General features: G+C 45.4%; 10 protein-coding genes, 1 pseudogene and 1 other annotated feature. Of the genes and pseudogenes, 4 read left to right on the top strand and 7 right to left on the bottom strand.

The features are described 5' to 3' along the window. Positions 1-2,831 (bottom strand): DNA-directed RNA polymerase subunit beta (rpoB, locus tag MCG44_RS14800; protein ID WP_240289000.1); only part of this gene is annotated, 2,831 nt, incomplete at its 3' end. A 422-nt stretch (positions 2,832-3,253) separates the two neighbouring features. On the opposite strand from rpoB, the gene MCG44_RS14795 reads away from it, so the two are divergent. Continuing rightward, positions 3,254-3,586: a hypothetical protein gene (locus MCG44_RS14795; RefSeq protein WP_240288999.1), complete on the top strand. Its 333-nt coding sequence runs from the start codon at positions 3,254-3,256 to the stop codon at positions 3,584-3,586. A gap of 94 nt (positions 3,587-3,680) precedes the next feature. Here the strand turns inward: MCG44_RS14795 and rplL are convergent, their stop codons facing one another. The 5 genes from rplL to MCG44_RS14770 form a co-directional block, all read right to left on the bottom strand. Further along, on the bottom strand, positions 3,681-4,058 hold the full coding sequence (gene rplL / locus MCG44_RS14790) for a 50S ribosomal protein L7/L12 (protein WP_240288998.1): 378 nt from the start codon (positions 4,056-4,058) through the stop codon (positions 3,681-3,683). 72 nt (positions 4,059-4,130) lie between these two features. Next, a complete protein-coding gene (gene rplJ, locus MCG44_RS14785) occupies positions 4,131-4,634 on the bottom strand; it encodes a 50S ribosomal protein L10 (protein WP_240288997.1) in 504 nt (167 codons plus the stop codon). A 41-nt stretch (positions 4,635-4,675) separates the two neighbouring features. After that, positions 4,676-4,809, bottom strand: a sequence feature (ribosomal protein L10 leader region). A gap of 148 nt (positions 4,810-4,957) precedes the next feature. Beyond that, on the bottom strand, positions 4,958-5,650 hold the full coding sequence (locus tag MCG44_RS14780) for an HIRAN domain-containing protein (RefSeq protein WP_240288996.1): 693 nt from the start codon (positions 5,648-5,650) through the stop codon (positions 4,958-4,960). Position 5,651: 1 nt separating this feature from the next. Beyond that, a complete protein-coding gene (locus MCG44_RS14775; protein WP_240288995.1) occupies positions 5,652-6,530 on the bottom strand; it encodes a HipA domain-containing protein in 879 nt (292 codons plus the stop codon). Positions 6,531-6,718: 188 nt separating this feature from the next. Continuing rightward, positions 6,719-7,336 (bottom strand): nucleoside recognition domain-containing protein, encoded by a 618-nt coding sequence (locus tag MCG44_RS14770; RefSeq protein WP_240288994.1) that lies wholly within the window; start codon positions 7,334-7,336, stop codon positions 6,719-6,721. A gap of 123 nt (positions 7,337-7,459) precedes the next feature. Between MCG44_RS14770 and MCG44_RS14765 the strand changes: the two genes are divergently transcribed. Continuing rightward, positions 7,460-10,129 carry a cation-translocating P-type ATPase gene (locus MCG44_RS14765; RefSeq protein WP_240288993.1) on the top strand — a complete coding sequence of 890 codons (2,670 nt, stop codon included), beginning with the start codon at positions 7,460-7,462 and terminating at the stop codon, positions 10,127-10,129. Here the strand turns inward: MCG44_RS14765 and ytaF are convergent. After that, entirely contained in the window at positions 10,067-10,711 is a 645-nt protein-coding gene (gene ytaF, locus MCG44_RS14760; protein WP_240288992.1) for a sporulation membrane protein YtaF, read from the bottom strand. The genes MCG44_RS14765 and ytaF overlap by 63 nt on opposite strands. 131 nt (positions 10,712-10,842) lie before the next feature. Here ytaF and MCG44_RS14755 point away from each other — a divergent pair, with 131 nt between their 5' ends. Next, positions 10,843-11,568 (top strand): amino acid ABC transporter ATP-binding protein, encoded by a 726-nt coding sequence (locus tag MCG44_RS14755; RefSeq protein WP_240288991.1) that lies wholly within the window; start codon positions 10,843-10,845, stop codon positions 11,566-11,568. Between the two features lie 10 nt (positions 11,569-11,578). Continuing rightward, positions 11,579-11,806 (top strand): annotated as a pseudogene (locus tag MCG44_RS14750) (adhesin); the annotation flags it as partial.

The raw sequence follows: 11,806 nt of genomic DNA, 5'->3' as shown, positions 1-11,806 counted from the left end.
TTATCACCGACGGAAATCTTTCTCTTCTGCGCAATATAAATGCGGACAGCCTGATTAACACCAGGAGAGAGCTCATCCCCGTTTTCTCTTGTAAACACTTTGGCATCCACAACGATACCGTATTCTCCGTGCGGAACCTTCAGGGAGGTATCACGCACCTCGCGCGCTTTCTCACCAAAAATTGCGCGCAGCAGACGTTCCTCAGCTGTCAGTTCAGTTTCCCCTTTCGGAGTCACCTTTCCAACAAGGATATCACCTGCACGGACCTCCGCACCTATACGGATAATTCCGCGTTCGTCCAGATCTTTCAGCGCATCGTCACCGACACCCGGAACGTCTCTCGTGATCTCTTCCGGTCCAAGCTTCGTGTCTCTGGACTCTGCTTCGTATTCTTCTATATGAATAGACGTGTAGACATCTTCCTGTACGAGCCGTTCGCTGAGCAGTACAGCATCCTCGTAGTTATAACCTTCCCATGTCATAAAACCGATCAGCGGGTTCTTGCCGAGTGCAAGCTCTCCCTGAGAGGTGGACGGACCGTCTGCGACAACCTGGCCTGCCTCTACATGTTCCCCTTTAAACACGATCGGTTTCTGATTATAACAGTTGCTCTGATTGCTTCGTAAGAATTTTGTCAGATGGTACGTCTCTGTGCTGGCATCATCATCGTAACGAATCACGATCTCTTTGGACGTTGAGCGCAGGATCGTTCCTGCTCTTTTGGCCGTCATGCAGACACCGGAGTCAACCGCCGTCTTTGTCTCCATACCAGTTCCAACTACAGGCGCCTCCGTGATCATCAGCGGAACTGCCTGACGCTGCATGTTGGATCCCATCAGCGCACGATTGGCATCATCATTCTGAAGAAACGGAATCAGTGCAGTTGCCACGGAGAATACCATCTTAGGAGATACGTCCATGTAATCAAACATCTGTTTTTCATACTCCTGCGTCTCTTCTCTGTAACGGCCGGATACGTTTTTGTGGATAAAGTATCCATTCTCATCCAGCGGCTCATTCGCCTGTGCAACATGATAATCGTCTTCCTCGTCCGCTGTCATGTAGATTACTTCATCTGTGACGCGCGGATTCTTCGGATCGGTTTTATCGATCTTTCTGTATGGCGCCTCTACAAAACCGTACTCATTGATGCGGGCATAGGATGCCAGTGAGTTGATCAGACCGATGTTCGGACCTTCAGGCGTCTCAATCGGACACATTCTTCCATAATGAGAGTAGTGCACATCTCGAACCTCAAAACCTGCCCTGTCTCGTGACAGACCGCCAGGACCCAGTGCGGACAGACGCCGTTTATGAGTCAGCTCACCCAGAGGATTATTCTGATCCATAAACTGTGACAGCTGTGAAGAGCCGAAGAACTCCTTCACTGCCGCAGTGACCGGTTTAATATTGATCAGGGACTGCGGGGAAATCCCCTCAATGTCCTGTGTTGTCATTCTTTCACGGACGACTCTTTCCAGCCTGGACAGACCGATCCTGTACTGGTTTTGAAGCAGTTCACCGACTGCACGGATTCTTCTGTTTCCGAGGTGGTCGATATCATCATCATTTCCCAGACCGTATTCCAGATGAATATTATAATTGATAGAAGCCAGAATATCTTCCTTGGTGATATGCTTCGGAATAAGATCATGAATCTCTCTCTTAATGGCTTCTTTTATATCGTCAAGACTGTCGTTTTCTTCCAGGATGCGGGACAGCACCGGATAATACACGAGTTCGGTAACCCCTACTTCCTTAGGATCGACATCGACAAAATTCGTAATATCAACCATCATGCTGGACAGCACTTTGACATTACGCTCTTCTGTCTGAATCCACACAAAAGGAACGGCTGCATTCTGGATGGAATCCGCCATTTCTCTTGTCACTTCTGTGCCCTTTTCCGCGATAATCTCGCCGGTCATCGTATCAATGACATCCTCAGCAAGAATATGACCGGTAATACGATTTTTGAGCATCAGTTTTTTATTAAATTTATATCGTCCAACTTTCGCCAGATCATATCTTCTGGGATCGAAGAACATACTCATGATCAGGCTCTCTGCGCTCTCTACAGCGAGCGGTTCGCCCGGTCGGATCTTTTTGTATAACTCAAGCAGGCCCTCCTGATAATTTTCGGAGGTGTCCTTTGTAAAGCTTGCCAGAATCTTCGGTTCCTCACCAAATAATTCTATAATCTCGGCATTGGTGCTCACTCCCAGTGCACGAATCAGTACTGTAATCGGAACCTTTCTGGTCCTGTCTACACGTACATAGAAAATATCGTTGGAATCCGTCTCATACTCAAGCCACGCACCCCTGTTCGGAATAACAGTAGATGAATATAAGGTCTTACCAACTTTGTCATGTGCGATGGCATAGTATATACCAGGGGAACGTACTAACTGGCTGACGATAACACGTTCTGCACCATTGATAACAAAAGTACCTGTCTGCGTCATCAAAGGCAGATCGCCCATGAATATCTCGTGTTCATTAATCTCGTCATTTTCTTTATTATATAAGCGAACTTTTACTTTTAAAGGTGCGGCGTACGTAGCATCTCTTTCTTTGCATTCTTCGATGGAATATTTCACATCATCTTCGCACAATGTAAAATCAACAAACTCCAGGCTCAACTTGTCGCTGTAATCGGTAATCGGAGAGATATCATTAAAAACTTCCTTTAACCCTTCATTCAGGAACCAATTATATGAATCTTTCTGAACCTCGATCAGGTTGGGCATTTCCAGAACTTCCTTTTGTCTCTGGTAACTCATCCGCATACTTTTTCCGGTCGTAATTGGACGTATTCTGTTTTTCTCCATTGACGTTTCACCCCTTGTGTATATAAAATTTATTACCGCACATGCCTCTCACCCAGAAGTAGGCATATCTTGCCATAATAGTGCATTTTTTACTGTATCATATTTAACATACAATGTCAACAATAAATTACATTTCAAATTGTGATTTTCGCCCAACTGTGCTACAATGAACGCATAAGCTACGAACGCGCAGTTTGATGAGAGATGATCGGCTGCTCCGCAGACGCATCAGCTCACAGCAAAATGCATGTGAGTGCAACGAACACCGAGGAAGCTTTTGCTTTACGAGGTGGCGTTCGGAGACAATCATATTCCGAGGAGGGATTATTATGACATGGAGAGAAAAATGTATCCCTGCATTGATTGCAGCCCACGTCTTTTTATCGCCGCAGCACTTTTCCCGTTTTGAGGAGGCTTTTCACATGCTGAAAGACCGGCCTTTTTTTAACAAGGGTGTATGCAAGTACGCATTCATGGCCGCACTTGACCAGGAACACTATAATGAGTTCAAAGACCTTGTGGAATTCATGATCAATGAAAAAGCCGTCACTGCCTCTTACATGATAAAACGGCAGAAAAAACTGCTGACATGTCTCTGTGACACCAACGAAAAGACAATCTGTAAGTTGATCATCCAATTCCTGGAACATCCTGAACAGACACCCTCCGAATCATTTATCCTGGAACTTTCCTCTGCCTGGGTCCCTATCGGCGACTCCACACTGGAATCCAGCTATGTCATTGATTCACTTTAACTGAAAACGCGTTTTGGGTGTGCAAAAGCCGAACTAACAAGAGCAGGTATCCATAAGGACTACCTGCTCTTTTGCTTTCGCTGTATGACCGGAATTATTTCAGGTTAACTTTAGCACCTTCAGCTTCCAGTTTTGCTTTGAGTTCTTCAGCCTCAGCTTTTGCTGCTGCTTCTTTGATCACTTTCGGAGCTCCGTCAACGATCTCTTTCGCTTCTTTCAGACCAAGTCCTGTAGCTTCACGAACTACTTTGATAACTTTAACTTTGTTTGGTCCTACTTCTGCAAGTTCTACATCAAACTCATCTTTTTCTTCAACTGCTGCTGCATCACCTGCACCTGCTGCTGCCACTACTACACCTGCTGCTGCAGATACACCAAATTCTTCTTCACATGCTTTTACCAGATCGTTTAACTCTAATACAGTTAACTCTTTAATAGCTTCAATAAATTCAGCTGTTGTTAATTTTGCCATTTTATTTTCCTCCATATAATTTTATTTTTGTTTGATTATTTCTCCCCGGTACTTTAACCGGAATATACACTTCTACTCTTCTGCAGCTGCAGGTTGTCCTGCTTCAGCAATCTGATTAAGCACACGAGCGAAGTTTGTGATTGGAGACTGAATGCTTCCAAGCAGTTTTCCAAGCAGTTCTTCTCTTGAAGGAACGCTTGCAAGAGCCTGCATGCCAGCCTGATCATTGTAATTTCCTTCGATTACGCCTGCAACCATTTCCAGAGCCGGGTACATTTTTGCGTATTTAGCCAGGATTCTTGCCGGAGCTGTCGCATCTTCACTGGAAATCGCGATTGCGTTAGTTCCATGCAGATGTTCTGAAAGACTTTCACAGGCTGTTCCCTTGAATGCAAAGTTCATCATTGTATTCTTGTACACTTTGTACTGAATACCGGCTTCCCTTAATTCCTTACGAAGAATTGTATCCTGCTCAACAGTAAGTCCGCTGTAATTCACCAGTACGACTGCCTGAGCGTCTTTAATGCTATTTGCAATTTCTTCTACGATCGGTTGTTTCAGTTCTACTTTTGCCATAAAACGGTGCACCTCCTTATATTATTTTGTTGTACACGCTTCAAGATATAAAAAGACCCTCACTTCGACAGTGAGGGTGAAAGATTCTTAAGGTAAGAATGATCTCTCCTCGGCGGGTGAATGTCTCTTTATGCCATGAGGCACCCGCTGTCTTCGGCGTGATACTTGAAATACTATAGCATCCGTAAGACAGATTGTCAAGATTATTTACAAAATTTTACGCCTCCATAACTTTCGCTCCTGCTGGGGCTGCTACCTGCTACGGCTTCAGTAGATTGGCTGGTATCAAGGTAAGATTAAACATTTTAAATATAATGGAAATTTTAATGTTTAATTTCCATTATAACCTTAACACACTCATTACAATTTTTTCTTTTATCCACATTATAAATATGGCATATAATTTTTTTGCTTTTTGCCAACAGTTCTGCTACCCCAGCACTGTAATATCTCGGAACGTACCCCAATACTTTTCCTGTGAAATCTAACAACTGTACTGCATTCTGATCATATTGATTATCTGGTTCTCTTTTTAGATAAACTTCATCTCCTCTGGTAATCTCCACGGCTCCGGAGCAATCCTTCCCATCACAATCCAGATAATGCCTGACACCCGCCATGTAAAAAATCCGTGTCAAATCATTTTCCATGTCTAAAATCGGGTCAATAAATTCAAGACTGTCAATCGGAAGCCTTGCACCACTTCTCTTTAACAATAAATACTCATCATATTCTTCGAGTCCGTATTTGTTCAAAATATCACGAATATTCTTTCTTCTTTTGTCGGGCAACCGACTTACAAAAATCGAGAAAAGTTTATCATCTTTATAAACCTTATTTAAATCAGGAAAACAAAGCAAGGGAATAAACCCATCAGCGATTGCAGATCCCACTTCCTCGCAATATCGAAATTCATATTGACTATTTTTAGTTAACTGTCCAACAATGTACTGTTTTCTGGACTTCTCTGATTTCCAAATCAAGTACAGATAATCTTTTCCGCCTTTAACTGACATATTACCCCTCCCTTTTTCCATAAATTCCAGTCATTAATTGTACTTTTGATAATAAAAATCTTAATATTAGATCTCTTTTTTTCTTTGGGAGTATTTCCTTGTATTTGTCTAATATAGCACAGATAGCTTCTTCTGTCACACACGTCTCAATCTTTTCTACAATATCAATTGTTTCTTTGTAATATTTTTCTCGCAGAAACTTTAGTACATCTAACTGAGTCGGTTGTTTCTTCTCCTTATTCCCAATACGTATTAAAGACCTTGACTTTGTATCCACAAGAGACTTCCACAAAAGTTGGTCATTTCCTAAGTACTGATCTATTTTTGAATCCTTAACATATGCACAAAGAGATGAACTATTATCATATAATGGGCTTAACCTAAGTACTTTATTTTCCATTATTAATGCCCAATTGCTTTGATGGCGATCTGTATTGCCGATCAGAAAATCAAAAACGAGAACAGGCAAGAAATCGTCAAAAAGTTTTAATGGTTGTAACACCCGTTGTATCATTTCTATTGAATACTTATCCCCCGTCTTCATATCTGATAACGTGTCCGCGTCAAAATTGTTATATTCTAAACTAATACAGTAAATACCTTCAATAAGTACCATCCCTTCATGGTCAATAATATTATAACTCATGGAACCTTCTCTGCCTTTATAGGTACCAACCTCAAATTTGGCGCAGGGAATCCCTATTAATTGTGCCAATTCATATGCAACACACTCCGAGATATGATCTGTCGTTGTTATATCTTTCTTGTATTTAAATAGCCCTATCTGGTTTGTATCAGGATTCATTAACCATAATTTTTCACTTCTGCCACTCCCCTCTGAAGCCCCTTCATATTCTTTCCAAAAAGAAAAATCTTTCATTAGCAACTCCTCCTTTACCTTGACCAATCAAGAACATTTGTTCTTATATGGTAGCACGTATTTTCTGGTATTACAATACCATTTTTATTCGATTTAAGATTTTTTGAAGATCCGATCCTGCAGCGTTGTATCGCAGCATCTACTTTTACGTTAGCGAAATTTTTTATATAATAGGAAAATGGAGAACTTTATGTTCTCCGTCCCCTATCCATAATCTTACAGAATACAACTCCCACCACCGTGCTGATCAGTGTCGCCACAATTGCGGGGCCAACGATCGCCGTGGGATTCACGCTTCCATACTGGCTCCTGTATGCGATGATGTTCACCGGGATCAGCTGCAGAGAAGAAATATTGATGATTAAAAACGTACACATTTCATTACTCGCTATCCCCTTTGACTGTACTGGTCCCGATATCTTCCCTCCTCTTCTGTCCTCATCAAGATTCGCCAGCTCTTCCATAGCCTTCAGCCCGGCAGGCGTGGCAGCCCAGCCCAGCCCCAGAAAGTTGGCAATCATATTAGTAGAAATATGATCCCGCGCCGGATGGTCTTTTGGTATCTCCGGAAACAAAAAAGACAGTATCGGACCCATTTTCTTCGTCATGCGTTCCAGGATTCCCGCACCCGTGGCAATCTCCATGATGCCTGACCACAATCCCATAATTCCAAGCATGGTGATCGCAAGGGTCACCGCCTCCTTTGCCGAAGAAAGCGCAGCCTCCGAAACTTCCGGAAAACGGCCGGTAGCCGCACCGTAGGCAATTCCCAGAATTATCATTCCCGCCCATAATACATTTAACATATCTTATCTGCCATTTCGTTCTATTTCTACCACTATATGCTTTTCTTTTAAAAATCAGTATCTCCTGAAGCTTTTCCACATATAATGAAACAATTTAACGGATAGAAAACGAAAGGAAGGGCCATGTCTTATCAGAATCATTTGCAGGAAATCCGCCGGAAATATCAGACTGATCCAGAAAGCGGGCTCACAGAAGAAGAAGCCGGGCGGCGGAAACGGGAGCAGGGAGAAAATGTACTTTACCATCCCAAACCTCCTTCAGCCGCAGCCAGATTCGCCGGGCAGCTGAACGATCCACTGATTTTTATCCTGTTTGCCGCCGCGATCATCTCCGTTATGCTGGCTGAATATGGTGACACTCTTATCATACTGGCTGTTATCCTGCTAAACGGACTGGTAGGCATGATACAGGAAGGCAAGGCACAGAAATCTCTGGAAGCCCTGAAAAAACTGACCAGCCCGGAAGCCATTGTAAAACGTGACGGCATCTACAGAAAAATACCGGCTGCCAGCCTTGTTGTGGGCGATATTGTCAGCCTGGAAGCGGGATGCCAGGTTCCGGCTGATATTGAACTGATCTCCGCCTCGAGTATTAAGCTTGAAGAGTCGGCGCTGACAGGAGAATCTGTCCCGGTAGAAAAAGAAGTCCCCGATATGGTTTATATGTCAACAAGCGTGGTCTATGGCCGGGGCGAGGGTGTCACTGCAGCTACCGGAATGCAGACCAAAATCGGCAGCATTGCCAAAATGATCGCGGAACCGGCCAGAGAAATGACCCCGCTTCAGAAACGCCTGGAAAGCCTGGGCAAAGCCTTAAGTATCTGTGCCGTGTTCCTGTGTATCTCGCTTTTTATTATCGCTATTCTGCAGAAAAGAGATATACTTGAAATGCTGATTACCGCCATCTCACTGGCAGTCGCCGCCGTCCCGGAAGGACTGCCTGCAGTTGTCACCATCGTTCTTGCCCTGAGTGTTTCCAGGATGGTCAGAATCAACACCATTATCCGCAGGCTTCCGGCAGTTGAAACACTCGGCTCAGTCAACGTCGTATGCTCCGACAAAACAGGAACATTGACCCAGAACCAGATGACTGTCGTACAATGCTATACCCGCGGTACCATGTATGTGCCCGAAAGCATGGATCCTGACCGGCATCATGCTTTTTTTGAGGGCTTTGTTCTGTGCAACGACGCCATGTATTCCAATGGCCGGCCCATCGGCGATCCCACGGAAACCGCACTTCTTGATCTTGGCATGAAGGCAGGTTTCAGAAAAGAATCTCTGGAAGAACAGCGGCGCCGGATCGATGAAATCCCTTTCGACTCGGGCCGCCGCATGATGACTACGGTTCATTGGAAGGGCAGCCGGAAAATTTCATATACCAAGGGGTCCTGCGAAGAACTGCTGGCACACTGTGACCGTATTCTGACTGCCACCGGACCAGAGCCCATGCAGACACGTGACAGAGATGCCATCCGCACAGTACTGCAGGAAATGAGCCGGGATGCACTCCGGGTTCTCGCCCTGGCGATGGCGGAGGATGTATCCTCCCCGCGTGAGGAAAACCTGACGTTCGTGGGACTGGTCGGCATGTCAGATCCTCCACGACCGGAGGTTCCTGAGGCAGTCAGGCGTTTCCGGGAGGCCGGAGTCCGGACTGTCATGATAACAGGGGATCACGCCGACACTGCCTTTTCCATTGCGAAACAGCTTTCAATCGCAGATTCCAGGACAGAGTGCATAAGTGGCCAGGAGCTCGAGAATCTGACGGATTCGGCACTCGCACAAAATATCGAAAATTACAGTGTATTTGCCAGAGTTTCTCCGGCACACAAAGTGCGTATCGTAAAAGCTCTGCGCAGTAAGGGCTGCATCACCGCCATGACGGGGGACGGCGTCAATGACGCACCCGCGCTCCGGGCAGCAGATATCGGTATTGCCATGGGCAAGAACGGAACCGATGTCGCCAAAAACGCAGCGGACATTATTCTCACCGATGATAACTTTGCCACAATAGAGCGGGCGATCGAGGAAGGGCGGGGAATCTATGAGAACATAAAAAAATCCGTCCTCTTTCTCCTCTCCTCCAACTTTGGTGAGATCATCACCATGTTTCTGGCTGTGATTGCAGGGCTCGCTTCGCCGCTGAAAGCCAGTCATATCCTGTGGGTCAATCTGATCACCGACTCACTGCCGGCGCTTGCGCTTGGTGTAGATGAAAATGACCGCCGGATCCTGATGGAAAAACCTCCTCGAAGCGCCAAAGAAAGTCTGTTTGCCGGAGGCGGGCTTTTCTGCACTCTGTTCTATGGGTGCCTGATCGCGACAGTCAGTTTAACCGCGTATTTCAGCGTTCCCTTCAGCTGCCTGGGTCAAAGCAATACACCCGTCACACTGGAGAATCTGCGTATAATGCTGAGTGACCCGCAGGTACTGATGCGGGCTCAGACTTATGCCTTTACGGTTCTGGGAATCTCAGAACTGTTTCACGCCATCGGCATGCGCAGTGTGGAAAAATCACTGTTTCGAACAAATCCTTTTTCAAACCCGCTGATGATACTTGCCCTGCTCCTCGGAATATTCCTGCAGGTCGCAGTGACAGAGTTTCCTGTCCTGACTTCCATGTTCGAAACGGTACGTTTAAGCCTGGGCGAGTGGATCGGGCTGATCCTGCTCTCAGCCACCCCAATGTTAGCACACGAATTTTTACTGTTTGATCCGGGAACACTCTTACAAAAATTTCATAAACGCCAGGACCATAAGCAGAAATCCACTGATCCAGGAAAGGTTTAAAGACAATTTTTCAGCCAGCCGGTTTCCCAGCAGGCTGCCTCCCAGGATCGCCGCGGCTCCTATTACAAGTGACATAACGGACGTCAGGACTGGATTCGGAGTCATGACACCTGCTCCGAATCCGGCTGCTGCGCTGTCCAGAGACAATGCAGTCCCCAGCGATACCGCCTCCTTTACCGACAGAACGCCGCTTTTATCAGCGTCCGCCTTATCAGGATCAGCGTAAATCTTCAGAATAAAACAAAATTCCAGAAATGAAAACGAAATCTCGGGGGCATGTTCCCCGTTTTTTCGAATCAGGGTTTTGATATAACTGTCGAATATCTTTATCATGCCGAGCCCGAACAGCACTGCAAAACAGAAAATCCGGACAAAACCGGATGGGATCAGCGGAACCAGAAGACTGCCGATCAGCAGAAATATCAGCAGAATACTTGCAGAGATCAGATCCATGACCGCCATGGAAGATACAGGTATCTTCACACGGTTAGTCCCATATGCAAAGCTGGCCACAAAGGCATCGACAGAAAGTGCGGTGACAAGAACCAGCGCCTCCAAAAAGCCAGAAAGAAAGAAATTCATATTACACATCCAAAGTACTATTCTTAATATCATATGTAAATTATGAAAAAGTGCCAGACACGTATAACCAGCCGTCCAAATGACCATCCTATCCTAATAAGGAATTTATGCAGACTCAGGAGGGAACACCATTGATACAGCTGGAAAATATATATAAAAATTTTGGCGACGCCCAGATACTAAAGGACATTAACCTTCACATTAAAGAAGGCGAAAAACTGGTCATTATCGGTCCTTCCGGTTCAGGTAAAAGTACTTTGATCCGCTGCATGAACTGTCTGGAGGAACCGACATCAGGCCGCATTCTGATCGACGGAGAAGTTCTTACCAAAAAGAACCGGACAGCCGTCAACCGGGAACATTCTTCCATGGTTTTCCAGCAGTTTAACCTGTATCCGCATCTGACCGTCTTAGAGAACCTGACATTAGCCCCTGTGAAACTAAAGCACCGCAAAAAAAAGGAGGCAGCGGAAGCCGCAATGCATTATCTGGACAGGGTTGGACTCGCCGAAAAGGCTGCTGCATATCCACCCAGCCTGTCCGGAGGCCAGCAGCAGCGGATCGCAATCGCACGCGCACTTGCCACCCAGAATAAAATCATTTTATTTGATGAGCCCACTTCTGCGCTGGACCCTGAAATGGTTCAGGAAGTACTGGACGTCATGGTCAGTCTGTCAAAAGAAAATAATTTTACGATGGTAATCGTAACACATGAGATGGGATTTGCCCGTCAGGTTGCAGACCGGGTAATTTTTCTTGAGAACGGGGTGATTGTCGAGGAGGGCGCCCCCGATCACTTTTTTGACCATCCCCAAAATGAGCGCACAAGAGAATTTTTAAGTAAAATTATCAGATGAGGAATTGCGTATGAAAAGACTTAAACATACCGCCGTACTGTTGACAGTTATTTTAACAGGTATACTGTTTCTGGCAGGCTGCAGTATAAAAAAAACAGAAAATCGCCCTACCATAACTATCGGATGCAAAAACGATGTTCCGGGTTTCGGTCTTCTGGATACTACAACAGGGGTGATATCCGGATTTGAAATTGATGTTGCATCTGCTGCAGCCCGCATCATATACGGGGACGACGTG

It is taken from the genome of Lawsonibacter sp. OA9 (genome assembly GCF_022440585.1).
This window is presented reverse-complemented; position numbering and strand designations above follow the sequence as displayed.

Excerpts from the sequence above, each read along its gene's own strand:
- MCG44_RS14795 (WP_240288999.1), top strand. The coding sequence starts at position 3,254 with ATGCTGAAAGACCGGCCTTTTTTTAACAAGGGTGTATGCAAGTACGCA.
- rplL (WP_240288998.1), bottom strand. The coding sequence starts at position 4,058 with ATGGCAAAATTAACAACAGCTGAATTTATTGAAGCTATTAAAGAGTTA.
- rplJ (WP_240288997.1), bottom strand. The coding sequence starts at position 4,634 with ATGGCAAAAGTAGAACTGAAACAACCGATCGTAGAAGAAATTGCAAAT.
- MCG44_RS14780 (WP_240288996.1), bottom strand. The coding sequence starts at position 5,650 with ATGTCAGTTAAAGGCGGAAAAGATTATCTGTACTTGATTTGGAAATCA.
- MCG44_RS14775 (WP_240288995.1), bottom strand. The coding sequence starts at position 6,530 with ATGAAAGATTTTTCTTTTTGGAAAGAATATGAAGGGGCTTCAGAGGGG.
- MCG44_RS14770 (WP_240288994.1), bottom strand. The coding sequence starts at position 7,336 with ATGTTAAATGTATTATGGGCGGGAATGATAATTCTGGGAATTGCCTAC.
- MCG44_RS14765 (WP_240288993.1), top strand. The coding sequence starts at position 7,460 with ATGTCTTATCAGAATCATTTGCAGGAAATCCGCCGGAAATATCAGACT.
- ytaF (WP_240288992.1), bottom strand. The coding sequence starts at position 10,711 with ATGAATTTCTTTCTTTCTGGCTTTTTGGAGGCGCTGGTTCTTGTCACC.